Origin of the sequence: Pseudoalteromonas shioyasakiensis, assembly GCF_001550135.1 — a bacterium.
Lineage (GTDB): Bacteria > Pseudomonadota > Gammaproteobacteria > Enterobacterales > Alteromonadaceae > Pseudoalteromonas > Pseudoalteromonas shioyasakiensis.
On the sequence record NZ_LRUE01000015.1, the window covers coordinates 711,395 to 728,944 of the forward strand.

The 17,550-nt window shown below is 41.6% G+C and carries 15 protein-coding genes and 2 pseudogenes; 12 read left to right on the forward strand and 5 right to left on the reverse strand.

Annotated features, from left to right (window positions below; translation table 11 throughout):
• From PASHI_RS12415 to PASHI_RS12425, 3 genes and pseudogenes are all read left to right on the forward strand, one after another.
• Nucleotides 1–1,203 carry a low temperature requirement protein A gene (locus PASHI_RS12415; RefSeq protein ID WP_062565844.1) on the forward strand — a complete coding sequence of 401 codons (1,203 nt, stop codon included), beginning with the start codon at nucleotides 1–3 and terminating at the stop codon, nucleotides 1,201–1,203.
• Nucleotides 1,204–1,476: 273 nt separating this feature from the next.
• A pseudogene (gene dkgB / locus PASHI_RS22255) lies at nucleotides 1,477–2,283 on the forward strand (2,5-didehydrogluconate reductase DkgB); the annotation flags it as partial.
• A 60-nt stretch (nucleotides 2,284–2,343) separates the two neighbouring features.
• Nucleotides 2,344–3,228, forward strand: a complete 885-nt coding sequence (locus tag PASHI_RS12425; protein WP_062565946.1) for an alcohol dehydrogenase catalytic domain-containing protein — start codon at nucleotides 2,344–2,346, stop codon at nucleotides 3,226–3,228.
• Nucleotides 3,229–3,266: 38 nt separating this feature from the next.
• Here the strand turns inward: PASHI_RS12425 and PASHI_RS12430 are convergent, their stop codons facing one another.
• Entirely contained in the window at nucleotides 3,267–4,121 is an 855-nt protein-coding gene (locus PASHI_RS12430; protein WP_062565845.1) for a DUF417 family protein, read from the reverse strand.
• 265 nt (nucleotides 4,122–4,386) lie between these two features.
• Here PASHI_RS12430 and PASHI_RS12435 point away from each other — a divergent pair, with 265 nt between their 5' ends.
• The 9 genes from PASHI_RS12435 to PASHI_RS12475 all read left to right on the forward strand — a co-directional run bounded on the left by PASHI_RS12435 (nucleotide 4,387) and on the right by PASHI_RS12475 (nucleotide 11,997).
• On the forward strand, nucleotides 4,387–5,217 hold the full coding sequence (locus PASHI_RS12435) for an AraC family transcriptional regulator (protein WP_062565846.1): 831 nt from the start codon (nucleotides 4,387–4,389) through the stop codon (nucleotides 5,215–5,217).
• A gap of 26 nt (nucleotides 5,218–5,243) precedes the next feature.
• A complete protein-coding gene (locus PASHI_RS12440; protein WP_062565847.1) occupies nucleotides 5,244–5,846 on the forward strand; it encodes a LysE family translocator in 603 nt (200 codons plus the stop codon).
• Nucleotides 5,847–5,905: 59 nt separating this feature from the next.
• Nucleotides 5,906–6,616, forward strand: a complete 711-nt coding sequence (locus PASHI_RS12445) for a helix-turn-helix domain-containing protein (protein WP_244269396.1) — start codon at nucleotides 5,906–5,908, stop codon at nucleotides 6,614–6,616.
• Between the two features lie 98 nt (nucleotides 6,617–6,714).
• Entirely contained in the window at nucleotides 6,715–7,635 is a 921-nt protein-coding gene (locus PASHI_RS12450) for a DMT family transporter (protein WP_062565848.1), read from the forward strand.
• Between the two features lies 1 nt (nucleotide 7,636).
• Nucleotides 7,637–8,050, forward strand: coding sequence for an Rrf2 family transcriptional regulator (locus PASHI_RS12455; RefSeq protein ID WP_062565849.1), 414 nt, complete (start codon nucleotides 7,637–7,639; stop codon nucleotides 8,048–8,050).
• A gap of 387 nt (nucleotides 8,051–8,437) precedes the next feature.
• Complete coding sequence (locus PASHI_RS12460) at nucleotides 8,438–9,352, forward strand: alpha/beta hydrolase (RefSeq protein ID WP_062565850.1); 915 nt, start codon at nucleotides 8,438–8,440, stop codon at nucleotides 9,350–9,352.
• A 59-nt stretch (nucleotides 9,353–9,411) separates the two neighbouring features.
• Nucleotides 9,412–10,347, forward strand: a complete 936-nt coding sequence (locus PASHI_RS12465) for an alpha/beta hydrolase (protein ID WP_062565851.1) — start codon at nucleotides 9,412–9,414, stop codon at nucleotides 10,345–10,347.
• Between the two features lie 108 nt (nucleotides 10,348–10,455).
• Nucleotides 10,456–11,076, forward strand: coding sequence for a flavodoxin family protein (locus tag PASHI_RS12470; RefSeq protein ID WP_062565852.1), 621 nt, complete (start codon nucleotides 10,456–10,458; stop codon nucleotides 11,074–11,076).
• A 15-nt stretch (nucleotides 11,077–11,091) separates the two neighbouring features.
• Nucleotides 11,092–11,997, forward strand: coding sequence for an AraC family transcriptional regulator (locus PASHI_RS12475; RefSeq protein ID WP_062565853.1), 906 nt, complete (start codon nucleotides 11,092–11,094; stop codon nucleotides 11,995–11,997).
• Between the two features lie 9 nt (nucleotides 11,998–12,006).
• Here PASHI_RS12475 and PASHI_RS12480 read toward each other — a convergent pair whose 3' ends face one another.
• The 4 genes and pseudogenes from PASHI_RS12480 to PASHI_RS22350 form a co-directional block, all read right to left on the reverse strand.
• Nucleotides 12,007–15,333: an EAL domain-containing protein gene (locus PASHI_RS12480; protein ID WP_062565854.1), complete on the reverse strand. Its 3,327-nt coding sequence runs from the start codon at nucleotides 15,331–15,333 to the stop codon at nucleotides 12,007–12,009.
• Nucleotides 15,334–15,458: 125 nt separating this feature from the next.
• On the reverse strand, nucleotides 15,459–16,844 hold the full coding sequence (gene trhP, locus PASHI_RS12485) for a prephenate-dependent tRNA uridine(34) hydroxylase TrhP (protein WP_062565855.1): 1,386 nt from the start codon (nucleotides 16,842–16,844) through the stop codon (nucleotides 15,459–15,461).
• 196 nt (nucleotides 16,845–17,040) lie between these two features.
• Nucleotides 17,041–17,397, reverse strand: a complete 357-nt coding sequence (locus PASHI_RS12490) for a S8 family serine peptidase (protein WP_156426490.1) — start codon at nucleotides 17,395–17,397, stop codon at nucleotides 17,041–17,043.
• Nucleotides 17,371–17,532, reverse strand: a pseudogene (locus PASHI_RS22350) (PA domain-containing protein); the annotation flags it as partial. The pseudogene PASHI_RS22350 and the gene PASHI_RS12490, both read right to left, overlap by 27 nt.
• Between the last annotated feature and the right edge of the window lie 18 nt (nucleotides 17,533–17,550).

Consider the following 17,550-nt stretch of genomic DNA (forward strand, 5'->3'; position numbering starts at 1 on the left):
ATGGCATTAGAAAACCACCCAATGTGGCGCTTACCTAAGCATCACCTAGATTTAAAAAGTTCACATGACCATGTTCATTGGGTTGAATTATTTTATGACCTTATCCATGTGGTAATCATTTTTCTGCTAGGTAATTTTTTAAGCGACCACTTACATTTAAGTGGTTTTCTTACTTTTGCAGGTTTATTCATCACCGTATGGTTCGCGTGGGCTGACTCCAGCGTTTTTAACTCACTCTATGTCAGTACCGATGTAAAACATCGGCTGATCATGGCCTGCCAAATTGTCACCGCCATGGTTATGGCAGCCTCTATTCCCCATGTACTTGACAAAGGCTGGACATATTTTGCATTGGCCTATGCCGCAAACCGACTTATTACAGCGTATTTATTTCATCGCACCAATCAATTGGGGATCGAATCAACAAAATTAGCACGCACTGTGAGCCGTAACTACTTTGCTCTTGCCATTATCTTTGCGACCACAGCTTTTATGCCTGCACCCTATCGTTATTGGGTATTTGGCACTGCGATTGCCGCTATCCAAGTTTTATATATGGCTCCAAAAATTGGTGTACTTGAAAATAAACGTTTTTTACCACGCCTTGGGCATATGTCTGAGCGCTTTGCCCTTTTACTGCTCATTGTCGTAGGCGAAGGTTTCTTTAAATTGGTGATTACTTTATCAGAAAAAGGAATTTATAAAGTCGACCCCTCTGTACTAGCTAACTTTATGTTTGGCGGTATTGCAGTATTTGTGCAATGCTGGATTTACTTTGACTTTGTTGGCAATGGTAAACCTAAAAATCAGCATAAATGGACACTCGTAAGTTGGTGGTTAGCACACCTATTTTTAATGTTATGTGCAGTTATGGTTGGCGTTGCACTCGCCGGCGAAGTGAAAGCTGGGTTTTGGCAACCTTACCCACTTAAATATGGTGTCATTGGCTGTGTAGGGTTAGCAGGCTACTTATTGAGTTTATTGTGGATCCAGTTAATGATCGAACACCGCGTAGCCCATCGTTTTGCAACAGCTAAAGTAAGAATGTTTGGCGTTATACTCGCTTTAGTTACCATTCTCATTTTACCCCATGTACCTTCGCTCATTGGCAACTTACTTTGGGGCACAGCACTGATTTCACAAATTGCCTACCCAGTCACTCGCGCATACTTTACCCTTTCAAAAGAAGAAGCTAATTCATAACGATTAAAACACCTTTGCAAAAATGACAAAGGTGTTTTGTTATCCCTGCTGTTTTTCGCAAAGACTTTCCTAGCAATAATATCGCTATTCAATCATCCCTTCTTAGGGGTTGAAACAAGCATTAACGGACTCATGTCATAACTAAAGGCAATGAAAAATGCCGGTGTGAATCACATTGGCCTGCACTTTAGACGTAACGAATTACCCATCGAATGGGCATTAAAGCACATCGGCGAACATGTTTTGCCCAAGTTCCATAATTAAGGAGTTATGATGTCACAATCAATTATGCCAAAACTGGGTTTTGGTACATTTAGATTACAAGACGAAGTTGCATATCAAAGTGTGCTAACAGCTATTGAAGAGGGCTTTAGACACATCGACACCGCGCAAATATACGGTAATGAAGAAGCTGTTGGCCGAGCGATTAAAGACAGTGGTGTTGCACGTGGTGAGTTATTTATTACCACCAAAGTATGGAATGATAAGTTAAATAAAACGGACTTTATTAACAGCGTAAAAGAGAGCCTGACTAAACTACAACTAGATTACGTCGATTTACTGCTTATTCATTGGCCAAGCCCTGCCAATGGCGAAAGCATGGATGAGTATTTAACCGAGTTACAATCAGCAAAAGAGCTTGGTTTGACTAAAGAAATTGGTGTTTCAAACTTTACCATTGCACAAATGGAAGAAGCCTTAAGTATTTTGCCAAAAGGCGCGTTATTTACCAATCAAGTAGAAGTACACCCCTACCTAACCAACCAAAAGGTACGTGATTTTTGTACGCAAAACGACATTCTCGTTACCGGCTATATGCCATTTGCGGTAGGTAAAGTACTTAAAGATCCAACCATTAAAGCGATTGCAAACAAACACCAAGTAAGCACTGCTGAAGTGGTCATTGCTTGGGAATTAGCGCATGACATGGTGACGATACCGTCATCGACCAAACGCGAAAATATGGCTACCAACTTAAAAGCCCTTTCGCTTAGCTTAAGCCAAGACGAGATTAATCAAATTGATGCCCTTAGCTGCGGCGACAGGCAAGCAAACCCGGACTTTGCTCCTGACTGGGATCATGATGAAGTAAAAACAACTCATGCTTGGCAATTTCAAGGTGCTGATAAAGCGCTCACTTTGGGATTAAAAGCTGTACCAGCACTTAAAGCAGGGCAAATTTTAGTTCGTAACCTTGCGATTGGTATCAATCCAGTTGATTGGAAGTTTATTCAAGCTGATCCTATTAATTGGCCAGATACACACACACCTGGCGTAGACGGTGCTGGGGTTGTTGAGCAGGTAGGCGATGGCGTAGATACCAAACTAATTGGTAAAACAGTCGCTTATCATCATAGCTTAAGTGAAAACGGCAGCTTTGCTAAGCACTCGGTTCTTTATGCTGAACGTGTTATGCAATTACCAAAAGAGTTAGCTGCTAATGTTGCTGCTGCATTGCCTTGCCCACTGCTTACTGCGTGGCAAGCCTTTAGCAAAATACCACTACGCAAAGGCGAAAAAGTATTAGTTACCGGCATGGGAGCTGTTAATAAACTGCTGACGCAAATGCTGAACCACAGTGGCTTTGAAGTTCATGCATTATCAAAAAGCTTAACTTCAGAGCAAGCAGAAAAGCTTGGCGTTAAGTTAGTATTACGCGACGCGCCTTCTGAGGGTGGCTACTTTGCACTCTTTGATGCTAATGGCCCTGAAGAAGCTAAAAAGTTAGTGCCACTCCTACAAGCAAATGGTCATGTGATCAGTATTTTAGGGCGTATTGAAACCCCAGTCGATGAGCCATTCACACGCACTATTTCTTATCATGAAATTGCCCTTGGCGCATTACACGATTATGGTGATACACAGCAATGGCAACGTCTTGTAAGTGATGGCGAAAAGCTCCTTAATGACATTGCGTCGGGTACTTTAAATGTTGAAGAACCTACAGACTTTGAATTTAACAATCTCAACGATGCGCTTGAGTTTTCTAAAGTTCAAAAGCAAAAAGCCGTTGTAGTTGTTTAGTGATCATTTAAAAGGCCTCTTTTGAGGCCTTTTTTATTTTATGCGACTGTTTCGTTGGCTGTATTATTGATTACAGCTAGGTGATAAATAATCACTAAGTTTGCAATAAACCACAGATCTTTAATCACAAATTGACCAAGTCCTGCTAAAACCGTCGAACTGCTAAGCGCATTCGGTGCGGTAATTAAAAATGTTTGTGTCATGATAAAAACAACGCAACAGGCAAGCCCTGCCAATACTATTAATTTGTTGTTTTTAATCAACAAGCCAACACAAAGCAACAGCACACTGACAATGTCAAACACACCAATTACATTCGATGCACCCTGCACACTAAAAACCTGATATAACCACGACATAAACGGCGATGTTTCGACAAGTGTTACAATCCCCTTCGCTTCAAAAGCAAAAAACTTCATGGCGCCAATCCAAACCAACACTAATGCCACCGATGCATAATTTAAAGCAATATGCGCTTTATCACTTAAAGCCTCTTTGTAAAACACAAATAAAAACAGTGGAATAACAGCAAAATACTTAATGATCCCCTGCCCTGAACCAATCACAGGAAAGCCTCCTTCACTTGCAAGCCAACGATTAGCGCCAAACAGCGTAATCAAACAGAGCATTGATATAGAAAATGCAGTGATGGTCGGAAGCGCTCTATTGATAAACCCCAAATGTGAATGAAGGCTGGTAATGCCAACAAAGCAAAAAGCAAAGCCTGCGATCATACTCATGATGTGAGCTGGCACCTGAGCGTCTAATTTATAGAACGAAAAAATACTGCCAATGGCATTGGGGTTTGCTCCCAAGATAAAAGACAAACCCAATAACGAAAAACTGATGGTGATAAGTGCAATCACTAAATTATTTGATGTACGTAAATTCATTTAAACCCCTCTCTACTGCTTGTTTAAAAGACCTCAGTTAGGGATAAAAACATTCACACTGAATTAAAATATAAGAAAATTCTGATAGTCATTTTTTATAAACCATTGAAAAATTATGAAAAGAATCGACACTGCTTGATTTTATTTAGGCAAAAAATAAACCTCTTTTTTTCAATATCAGCAATTTTGTTCAAGTTTTTAGGTTGCCTGCTTCGCTATATTGGCGTAGGAATAATAACGAAGCGCACAACCTTCAGGAGCATCTGTGAGCAAAGACAATCACTTTAAGTACATCAACAACGAACAGCATCAGAGCATCTCGATGTTGACTGCGACTATGAGTGATTTTACCTATGCAAAGCATGCTCACGAAGAGTATTCAATTGGCATTACTCTACAGGGGCGGCAAGATTTCTTTTGTCGTAATGCGTTTTATAAAAGCGTACCTGGCAATGTTATTTTGTTTAACCCTGAAGATATTCACGATGGTCACTCTGGCACTGAGCAAAACCTAGAGTATCTAATGCTGTATATTCATCCCGATGAATTTCAGCCTTTGTTCAAAGCGCTAGGATATCAGCAAGATTGTACATTACGTATGGCAAACACCTTGTATGCTGATCCATTACTGCGTAATCAAGTGATTCACTTATCAAGGCTTTTACAAACCAATAGCACCAGCAAAATAGAGCGAGAAGCTGCAGTATTGCAAATGGCGCAATCTTTAGTAAGGCTCAACGGCAGCCTTGATTTACCGACTTTAAGCACCCGAGTTGATAGCTTACTTCTGCGCGCAAAAGACTATATTTTGGCAAATATCGACAATGACATTGCTATTGATGACATTGCCCATGCTGCCACTATGTCGAAGTTTCATTTTATCCGCCGCTTTCGCGAGCACTTCGGTATTACTCCACATCAATATGTTTTGAACTGTCGTATTAATTATGCCCGTAGAGCGTTACAAGTTGGCCGCGATGCCACCAGCGTGGCGGTTGAATCTGGCTTTGCAGATGCCAGTCACCTCAATCGTAACTTCAAACGAGTATTCGGTATGACACCAAAACAATTTCAACTGCAATGGGCTCGTAGATAGAGCTAAATTACTGATTTGGAGCTGTTATGGCAGATATTTTTGCATATGCTATTGGCATTATGTACACCCCTGGGCCAATCAATTTACTCGGTTTAAGCAGTGGCTTAAATAAACAAACACGTTCACACCTTGGGTTTTTTATCGGCGTGGGTAGCGCGATGTTTATCTTATTTGTGCTGCTTAGCTACCTTGGCTTACAAGTGATCAACCCGCAATTTTTGCCTTATGTGAGCTTAATTGGTTGCGGCTATATTTTGTATATTGCTTGGAAGGTCGCAAAAGCAAAAGTACAGGTGAGTGATACCTCAGCGGATGCCTCACTTAGCTTTTTCGATGGCCTGTTTATGCAGCTATTAAATCCAAAAGCCTTGGTGGCCACTTTGCCAATTGCTACGATTCAGTTCCCAAGCGCAGATATTACCGGCGCTGCAATCGTATTTTGGTCTCTTATTTTAACCATTCTTGCCTTTGGTGCGCCTACAAGTTACTCGTTAGCGGGCTTAATGCTTGGCAAGCAAGTATCACGGCCGGGTGTTTTTAATGTGTTTAATAAGCTGATGGCTATTTTGTTGGTTTATGTCGCACTAATGATTGCCTACGAGCATGTGCTAACCCCGTTAATGGCCTAAAATTGATCATCCCTCGCAAACAGGCATAATAGCGTTATTCAGCAAACGGTTATCACAAAATGATGCAAGGCAATCTATCTATCCGCTCTTACAGTACTAAGCCTGTTAGTCATAGCCATGACTATCATCAACTTGTACTGCCCTTAAAAGGTGTGATTGCTATTAGTGTCGGTGATTTTCAAGGTAAAGTCGCCCCCGGTGAATGCGTGGTTGTCAAAGCCTCGCAAACACACCTGTTTACCGCAATGCCAGAGGCGCGATTTGTGGTGGCCGATATGCCAAAGCTACCAAGTAACCTAGCCACTGCTGAGCGCTGCGTGTTTGCAATTAATCAATCACTTTGGGCATTTTTGCAGTTTGTGGCAAAGCAACTTGAGCAAGCGGTTAATCGTGAATTAGAACTTGCCATGTTTAACACCTTCAATTTGCTGTTAGCTGAGCAAATTATGCAGCCTAAGGTCGACAGCCGTATTAGCGAGGCCTTGCTTTATATTGACAGTCACTTAGGTACTCCTCTTCAAATCAAACACCTTGCCAGCATTGCCTGTTTAAGCCCAACGCAATTTAAGCTGCTGTTTAAGCAACAAACCGGATTGACTGTCATGAACTATGTAACCAAACAGCGAATGGAAAAAGCCCAAGCCTTACTCAGTCATACCGACTATCCGTTACAACGTATTAGTGAGTTAGTTGGTTACAATGAGCTTTCATCTTTTAGCCGTAGTTTTTCAAAGTACTTTGGTTTATCACCAAGTAAATTCAAAAAATAACTTTAGTTTTAAACGCCAACAAAACCGTCCTTTTTGTCAAAAATTGTGCATTGATTTTGATTATGCTTTTGATATCTTAAATTTAAAGCGAATCACCAATGAACCATACCATCGCGACCATTGCCGTTTTAGTTGCCAGTGTGTTTTGGGGCACAACTGGTACAGCCGCAAGCTTTGCACCAGACATTAGCCCTTTTGCAATAGGTGCGTTTGCGATGGGATTTGGCGGGGTATTACTTTGCCTAACCTCAATAAAACAGCTAATAAACAATACTAGTACATTGCGTAAGCATTACCACCTAACCCTACTAGGCTCAGCCTGTGTTGCTATTTATCCGCTGGCATTTTATACCTCAATGAATAGCGCTGGTGTGGCAATAGGCACTGTTGTTTCGATTGCCAGCGCCCCTTTATTTACCGTCTTATTGGAATACTTAATTGAGAAAAAGCCTATTGCAACTCGCTGGCTAGTGAGCTTTTGCTTTGGTGCAGTAGGCATTAGCTTAATCGCGTTAGGTAAAGAGCATAACCTTGCTGCTAAGGGGCTGTTTAGCCAAAACATCGGAATTTTACTTGGCTTAATTGCAGGGCTTACCTATGCGGGTTATTCATGGGTTGCCAAACGCTTAATTAGCTACGGCATTCATTCAAGAGCGACCATGGCAAGCCTATTTGGTGGCGCTGCATGTGTACTCTTGCCTTCGTTATTAATCACTGGAGATGCGCTTTTTGCCACAGTTACCAATACCAGCGTGGCGCTTTACATGGCCATAGTACCGATGTTTTTAGGTTATTGGCTATTTAGTATTGGCTTAAAAACCATAGCGGCTAGCCAAGCCGTGCTCATTACTTTACTTGAGCCTATCATCGCCACCATACTGGCTATTGTGATTTTAAATGAGCAATTTCAGCAAATTGGCTGGCTTGGCATTGGCTTAGTGAGCATTAGCTTGGTAATTCAAACAGTCAATATTAAGCAGTTCGTGATACACTGCAAAAAACGCATATTGACGATTTAAGATGAGAAAAGACAGCCGACTATCACGGGTTTTACATGTGCTGATCCATTTAAACAGTTACAGCCACCCTGTTACATCAGACACATTAGCAAACATGTTAATGACCAACCCTGTGGTTGTGCGCCGTACTATGGCGTTACTGCGTCAAGCAGGTTATGTATCGGCAATTAAAGGTCACAATGGCGGCTGGCTACTGGCCACTCCCTTAACAGACATCACCTTATTTGATATTCACCAAGCGCTTGGCGAAAAGAACCTGTTTGTAATTGGTCTAACCGATGAGCACAGCAACTGCCCTATCGAGCATGCAGTTAACAGCGCCCTGCAAAACGCAATGGATGATGCAGAAGCACTGTTATTAAAACGTTTTGCTGAAGTGTCGCTTGCAGAGCTTGCCAGCCAATTTAAAAAATAAACGTCGTTACACTGCCTATTAATTGGCTTACAGCAATAAAAATAGGCAATAATAGCTTCATAGCGAGCCTTATACTTATAAAGCAAGCGGCATTTCGATTTTAGAAATAAAATCTCATCATTATCATCATGTAGAACAAGTACTCTAAACACCCTGCAAACCCCACCATTTCAAGCGATTAAGTAAATTCTTAATCTATTCTGGTCATTTTCCGATTGCCTGCCATAGGGCTTTTTCGGCATTTTAGACAAACACCCTGTCATTTTAGGCAAACATTCGTTTCAGCCGACTTCTATACTTAATCTCAATCAAGGACGCAAAGCAAACAGCTCTGCAATCGAGAATAGTCTCTGTCATTACTTATTAACCCAAAGAGAATTTACGCTCATGAACAAAGTTACTTTTCCAAACACTAACGGTTTAGATATTACTATCGCTGGCTTATTAAATTTACCTGCTGATTTTGATGAAACGAAAACATACCCAGCCGTTGTCGTATCGCACCCAGGTGGTGGTGTTAAAGAGCAAACAGCAGGGACTTACGCACGTAAACTAGCTGAGCAAGGTTTTGTCGCTATTGCATACGATGCATCTTACCAAGGTGAAAGCACTGGCGAGCCACGCCAACTTGAAAACCCACATGTTCGTACCGAGGATGTGAGTGCAGTAATCGATTACTTAACGACCTTACCTTATGTAGATAATGATCGCATTGGCGCAATGGGTATCTGTGCAGGGGCAGGTTACACCGCAAATGCTGCAATTAACGACCGCCGTATTAAAGCCGTTGGCACAGTAAGCATGGTAAATATTGGCCAAATGTTCCGTAATGGCTGGGATAACAATGTAAAAGACAGCGACGCTATCCCATATATCCAAGCTGGCTCTGATTCTCGCACATCGGATGCAAGTGGTAACGACATTGCGACCATCCCAATGGCACCGCTGAAAGAAGAAGATGCACCAAACGAAGAGCTTCGCCAAGCGTGGGAATACTACCACACAGACCGCGCAGCTTATTGCACGGCACCGGGTTTTGCGACTGCACGCAGCTTAAATCAAATCATCACTTATGATGCATTCTTTAAAGCTGAGGCATTTTTAACGCAACCATTACTGACCGTCGTCGGCAGCAATGCAGGCAGCAAGTGGATGAGCGATGACCTAATGGCACGTGCAGCATCAAGCAGCAAAAAAATGTACATCGTTGAAGGTGCAAACCACATGGACCTATACGATGGCGAAAGTGAAATCACTGAAGCCATCAGCGTATTAACCCCTTTCTTTACAAGCAACCTGTAATTATTAATCCGTATGAGCCCACACAGGGCTCAAACCTAAACGGTATTTAGGAGAAAAACATGAATATTCAAACAGTTAGTATTAAAAACCACGATATGGCATGGGCTATCTCAGCACTTGTTTTAACACCTGCTAATTTTGATGAGTCAAAAACCTACCCAACCATGATCAGTGTTCACCCATTTGGTAGCTGTAAAGAACAAACCTCAAGTAGTGTATATGGTAAAGCACTTGCTGAAGCGGGTTATGTGGTTATTGCCTTCGATGCCAGCTATCAAGGTCAATCTGGCGGTACACCTCGCTTTATTGAAAACCCATCACAACGTGTTGAAGATATTAGCCATGTTATTGATTATGCGGTGACACTCCCTTATGTCGATAACGAGCGCATTGGTAGCATTGGGGTATGTGGTGGGGGTGCTTATGTATTTAACTCAGCACTGACTGAAAAACGCGTAAAAGCCGTTGTCGGCATTACGCCAGTTAATTTAGGTCGTCTTTTCAGAGAAGCATTCACCGAGTTTAACCCGCTAGGCTCACTTGAAGCGATGGCAGCACAACGTACTGCTGAAGCACTTGGTGGTGATTTACAAGTTAACGAATTACCCCCACCAAGCATTGAGTTTGCCCGCGACAATGGCCTGACTGAACGTGATGTTTTCGAAGCGACTGATTACTACAAAACACCGCGTGGTCAAAGCGAAGGTGGCGCAACACGTATGTTATTTTCTCATGCACAAAAAACCCTCACTTGGGATGCTTTCGCGTTTGCCGAAACATTAATGACTCAACCTATGATGGCTGTAATTGGTCAAAAAGTAGGGGCATTTGGTGCATACCGTGACGGTAAAGAAATTTACGGAAAATCATTTGCATCAAAAGACAGACAACTCGTTGAACTAGAAGATTGGTCGCACTATGACCTGTACGATAAGCCTGAACCAGTTGCGTTAGCGATGCAGCAAATACTGCCTTTTTTAACCAAGCATTTATAAAAAGGCACTTGTAAGCTGAGCATGCATAAAGCAAAGAAGTTAGGCCTCATGCTTGGCCTAACTTACTTTTTTTGTTGATTTGAATTTGTGATTTTAGGAGTTAACACAATGATTAAATGGCTATTTATAATACTCGCAGTTGTAATATTAGGGCTTTTATCTGTTTCCATTTGGGTCACACAAACTGAGAAATCACAGCATGCTAAAAACAGCTTACGTCTACACAGTGCTGAGCCGAGAATCACGCTTGATGCCAAAACAGCCGTCGTGGTTTTTTCTCGCTCTGGGAATACTGGGGTTTTAGCAGATCACATAGCACAAAAGCATAACGCGGAGCTGTTTGAGATAACGGCTACCGATTACGAACTAGGTATTCCTGGTTGGATAGCCGCTCTAAACGATGCCAGAAGCAACGTAGCAACAATTACCCCGAGCAATATTAACCTTGAAAAGTATCACACCATTTATTTAGGCTCGCCTATTTGGCTTTATAGCCCTGCCCCACCGATTTGGCAGTTTGCAAAAAATAATGACTTTTCAGGTAAAAATGTGATTTTATTTAATACCTTTAACAGTAAATTCGAACAGCATTTTATTGATGATTTTGAAAAGCTAGTTCGGGCAAATGGCGCAAAAACGTTTTCTCACAGGTACGTGAATCGTGGCCGTATGGGCTCTCAAATTAGTAGCCAAGATATGCTTAATAAATTTGACAGCCAAGATAACTAACCGTGAGTTTTAAACATGATAGACACCAACCATCAAGAGATTGCTAAACCACTCGCGCAAAAGATTATGTTATTCGCTAATAAAGCGGGTGATATTACCTCTCATACACCAGAGCTCACATTGCACATTCGTAATGCACCAACCGACCCCTTGCATTGTATTTACACATTAAGCCTTGCGGTGGTGCTGCAAGGTGCAAAAATGCTTTCAGTTGAAAACAGTGTACTGCCCTGCTCTGGTGGACAAACCATGTTAACCACTTTCGACTTACCTGTAGTATCCCATGTGACCGAAGCGACACGCCACCAGCCATTTGTTGCCATGGTGCTAAAACTTGATTACAACTTAATTTTGCAAACAGCCGCAGAACTTAAACTGCCTAAGCAATCACGCAACGAAACGTTTGAGCCGATTTCTATTCATAATATCGATGCAGGCTTAACTGATGCACTCACTCGATTATTTGAGCTTGAATATAATCCCGCACTTCGCGACGGCTTACAGCCATTACTCATGAAAGAAATTGTTATTCGCCTTTTACAGGGGCCTCATGGACCTCACCTTAGAAAGTTGGCATCAGAGGGGTCACCAAGTAGTCATATCGTTAGAGTTGTGAGCTGGCTTAAAACCAACTTTATGCGCCCAGTGCAAATTGACGAGTTAGCAAAACAAGCGCATATGAGCTCATCAACATTTCGCCAACACTTTAAAACCATTACTGGCACCAGCCCATTGCAGTATTTAAAAACCTTACGCTTACAAGAAGCTCGCGATCAAATGCTGATCAATGGTCTTGATGCTGGTCAAGCAAGTGGTGTGGTTGGTTACGAAAGCCCTTCGCAATTTAGTCGCGAGTACAGCCGTTTATTTGGCCTGCCTCCGCAAAAAGATATGCAAAGGTTAAGACAACAACAGATTTAAATAAGCTTGTTATAACTTGCTAATTGAAGCCAAATTAGATTGTTTACCGGTCACAAATTCGTACAGCACTTTAATTGGCAGGGGTTTACTGAAGTAATAGCCTTGTACTTGAGAACACTCAAGCTCTTTAAGTATGTTCAGTTGCTGCTCGCTTTCAACACCTTCAGCAATTGATTCCATATTTAACGCGCTGGCTAAATCAATCATAGCTTTAACAATTGCTTTGTCAGCGTCGCTGGGGGTTTCTAAATCATCAATAAATGATTTGTCGATTTTGAGCTTATCGAGAGCAAAATCTTTTAAATAATTCATTGACGAATAGCCTGTGCCAAAGTCATCAATCGACATTTTAAACCCTGCTTCACGCAGTTTTGTAATCGTACTTAAAGCAAACTGAGGATTACCAATGGCAATGGTTTCCGTTAATTCAAGTTCAATACACTCAGGCTCTATAGAGTAAGTTTGTAATACAGAGATTAAATCGCCAAGTAGCTGTTTTTTGACAAACTTCGTTGCAGATAGATTTATTGCAAAGGTAATTGGTGGCATGTTGTCGTCTTGCCACTGGCGAATTGTTTTAACGGTATTTTCGAATACCCAGTCATCAATTTCACTAATGCGGCCACTGCTTTCAGCAATAGGTATAAACTCAGCAGGTGATACATTGCCTAATGTTTCGCTGTGCCAGCGTATTAATACTTCAACAGCCACCACAGCGCCTGATGCAATATCTATTTGTGGTTGAAAAACTAAATAAAGCTCATTATTTTCAAGGGCATAATTAAGGGCATTGATGATTTGTAATTGCCTAAGCCCGGATTTATTCATTTCTTCGGCGTAGAATAACGCATTGTTTCTACCCTGCCTTTTAACCTCAAACATCGCTGACTCGGCCATCTGCAATAGCGGCTCAAATTCTTTGCCATCCATCGGAAACAGGGAAACCCCGACCGATGCTGTAACAACAATGAGTTCATCATTAATCGTCAGTGGCTCACTGATCACTTTTAATAAATCGTGGCTGCTCTTATTTATAGCGCCGGTGGAGGTATAAGGCGTAATAAATGCAAAGCGGTCGCCTTGCAGCCGGGCAACCATAATATCCTCCCCCATAAAGTTACAAATTCGCGCACTCAAGCTTTGTAACACTAGGTTGCAACTTGCCATCCCCAATGCTTTATTGAGAATCTTAAAGTTGTCTAAACCAATTAAAATAAAGGCTGCTTTAGTATCTGCTTGAAGCTTAATAGTTTGTTCAAATTCCATCTGCAACTTGTCTTGGTTTGCAAGCCCCGTTAGCTGATCAAAATAAGAAAGTTGATGTATGAGGGTTTCACTTTCGACTTCTTTAGTTACATCATGCTGAAACGAAATGTAGTTACTCACCTTCCCTTGCTGATCCTTTAATGGGTAAATGGTAGTTTGCTCAACAATCACTTTACCGTGCTTAGTCATGTTAACCAAAGCACCCACCCAGGCTTTTCGATTTTTTAAGTGCTCCCACATTGCTTGGTAAACAGCCGGTTCAGTTTGTCCGGCACTGATTTTATGCGGGCTCTGACCTATTAGTTCATCATACTCGTACTGGCACATATCGAGGTAAGCGCGATTCATATACTCAATTTTTGCATCTGTATTGGTAAACATAATGGGGTGTGGATTTTGCTCAACCGCTTGAGACAGTATGTGCATGCGTTTGTTTAGAGTAATTTTATGAAACCATTGCCACACTGACTCAGCCCAAACCGTTAGCATGTTTTTATCTTGCACACTAAACACCTTAGTTCGATGCTGTAAAATAATGGCCATATGGCACTGACTATGGCGTATCACTGGCACCACTAACAATGAGTTAGAGTCGCCAGGTAACCCGTATTCTTTCGCATGTTTTCGGTTAACAATGACAGCTTGCCCAGCCGCAATTTTGCCTTGTAACTTTTCAGTGCACACATCAAAAACATTACCTTTCTGGGCTCGATAATCATGTTGCTTTTGTTCGTTACAAATAAACAAGGCTGCGCCATCGCAATTGGTAATTTCGAGGGCTTGATTAACTGCATAATTCAACAACACATCTTGATCGTCTTGAAACGAAATTTCGGTTAGCTGTAATAAACCCCGATTAAATTTACTTTGCTGAGCAAGTGCCGCCATACGCCCAACTTTTTCTGACACATCGCGGGCGTTTACTAAATACGTTGGGCCATCATTATCGTGCTCAAACAAGGTAATCGAAAATTCAAAATGAATAACCCAACCATTTACGCTAATGGGTAAGGTATTGACCAAACACACAGCTGATTTTTTTGCCTCCATTAGCGTGCGCATAAAGTCTTGTGCATCAGATTTTTCAAACATACAGCTAATATTTTGCCCAACCATCTCTTTAGTAAACACATGGCTATCGGAGTTATCACTGAAGACTTCGCGAAAAGTACCGTCTTTTTCAAGCTCAAAAACAGAGTCTGGCAGTGCGGTGAGCGTTGCTTTTAACTGATTAGAGGAGTTATCTAGTGCTGCATACGGTTTAGTGACGGTTTCAACAAAGAGGATTTTATATAGTAAAAAGTAGGTGAGCCCTTTATATACATGCCCAAAAAAATTAAAGGTGTTGGTGGTATGCGACACATCATTAGACACCACAAAACAGGCCTCACTTAAAATAGCTAATAGGCAAACTAATGTTTTACCGGCAATATTTAAATTTGTTCTGGGCTTACGAAGTTGTGTCGAAAACATCAAAACAGCGGCACCGTATAGCGCCAAAACAAGTAGCTCAATTAGAAACTTAATATGGCTACCGCCTACTCCTTCGATGTGTATTTCTGGCAGTAAATCAGGAAAGTAAAAGAATGTGCTTGCGATGAACAAACTACCAAGCAACAAAGAGCTAAGTAAAGCGCGCGCATTTAACGGTTTATATTTAACCCAAATCCCTGCTGCAATAATTAAAAAAGCAGCTCCATTAAATAACCGAGCAATGAGCCAAAAACTTAATACCAAGTTCATGTCTGCATTGCCTTCATGCATGCTGTCAAAAGCCAAGAAATGCAATGAATCAAAAATAGCAACGCACAACATGGCACAAGAGAGCAGTAACAGTTTGTAGTTATTGGTGAAATGCCAAGTATTCCAACCAATTGCAAAAATTAAAAACGAGATCACAACTGAGAATAATTCGACGCTCGTATGCATTGCTACATAAAAAGGAATAGCAGCAATAAGCCCTAATCGCTCAAGTAGTAAGACAACAGCCAGCAGCAATACCCCTACCGCAACATAAGGTACTGTGTGTAAAAGCTCTTTTTGATGTGATGGATGAACAACGTATTTCACTATAATTTTTGACTATGTTTAATTAACACCCTTAGAAAAAAGGATAGTAAAAATAACTAGTAACGACAGTGAAATACCAAAAAAGATGAGAGCAATGCGCTAAGTATGACTTAGCGCATCTTCTATTAGGCTTTATTGAATGGATTACGGGTATCTTGGTCGGCATCTAGATTACGCATCAAAATTGCGTGATCTAAATCGATATCTTCTGGCAGAGGAATTTTAACAATATGACCTGAGCCTTTTGCATCGCTAATGGCTTCGCCTTTTTTGTTTTCCATAAAATCCAACTTAAAGTTGATGTTACCTTTTGGTGTCATAAGCTCAAGTGAATGACCAGTACAGAACTTATTTTTCACATCAATTTCAACTAAGCCATTATCGTTGCGGCCTAATACTTCACCGACAAACTGCTGTTTATCTGATACCGAATGACCGTACTCATAGTTTTGATAGTCTTGATGTGCATGGCGTTTTAAGAACCCTTCGGTGTAGCCCCGGTGCGCTAAGTTCTCAAGAGTTTTAAATAAGTTTGCGTCAAATGGACGACCAGCAACGGCATCATCAATGGCTTTACGATACACTTGTGCAGTACGAGCAACATAGTAGAAAGACTTGGTACGGCCTTCAATTTTTAAACTATGCACGCCCATTTTCGTTAGTTGATCAACATATTGAACGGCACGTAAATCTTTTGAGTTCATAATGTAAGTACCATGCTCGTCTTCAAAAGCAGGCATGTACTCACCTGGGCGCCCTTGCTCTTCAAGCATGAATACTTCGTTACTTGGTGCACCATCACCTAGGGTTGGGATCACCGCTTTAGGGTCAATTTTATGTACCATTTCGCCGGTTTCATTTTCGGTGCCTGGTTTCACATCGTAGTTCCAGCGACATGCATTAGTGCACGTTCCTTGATTTGGATCGCGTTTATTAATGTAACCTGATAGCAAACAACGGCCAGAATACGCCATGCAAAGTGCACCGTGAACAAACACTTCAAGTTCTGTATTAGGGCATAGTTCACGAATTTCAGCGATTTCTTCAAGCGATAATTCGCGCGATAAAATGACTCGTTCAATACCCTGCTGAGCCCAAAAGTTCACTGTGGCATAGTTCACCGCATTGGCCTGCACAGATAAGTGAATTGGCATATCTGGCCATTTTTCACGCACTAACATGATAAGCCCAGGATCTGACATGATCAGCGCATCTGGCTGCATCTCAATAACTGGCTCAATATCGCGTAAATACGATTTTACCTTGGCATTATGAGGAGCAATGTTCGACACTACATATAATTTTTTATTTTGCGCATGGGCTTCGTTGATACCGGTTTGCAGATTATCTAGGTCAAACTCATTGTTACGAACACGAAGGCTATAACGAGGTTGGCCTGCGTAAACGGCATCTGCACCATAGGCAAAGGCATAACGCATATTCTTTAAACTACCCGCAGGTGATAACAACTCAGGCGTAAAAGGACGAGGGGTCAAAATAGGTGACGACATGAAAGCTCCACACATCGAACCGAGTACAAGTCGGTTGCATGAATTAATACAAGAATGAAGCGCGGCAGTATAATAACCTGTCCAGTAATTTTATTGATCTAGATCATGATTGATTCATAGAGCTTATTGTTGAGTAGGTGACAAACGAAAAAAGCGCCATAAGCGCTTTGGTCATAACAACAATATAGAGGAATAGTTAATGGGCTGAGCCATCTCCGCCACGTAATACGTTACTAGATGCTTTACACCCATTTTCAGCGATATAATCAACAGCTGCTTTGGCTTGCACTATGCCCCAGCCGTAAGCATGATCATAACCCATATCCCCCTGATCATCGGCAGATGCCCTCAGTGCTAAACGAATACCATTCGCAGAACACTCAGGATAATTACTCCATACCAATGCAGCTACGCCGGAAACATGGGGAGTTGCCATCGAAGTACCTGATTTAAAGTCATGATCTGAAAACTCAGCGACTGTTATTGTGGTTTTCTTACCGAGGTTGTCCATTAAATTAAGACCCTCATTTCTTGTCACAGAGCCAGCAATCATAGAAGTAGGGTTAATAGTGCCGATTAGCTGGCTTTGGTTATTATTACGAATAATAACTCCCACACCGCCATCCGCTTCACACTGCTCTACTTTTTTATAAAACGGAATTTCCCCTCGTTCGATTAGACAGATTTTTCCTGTTACATCTCCACA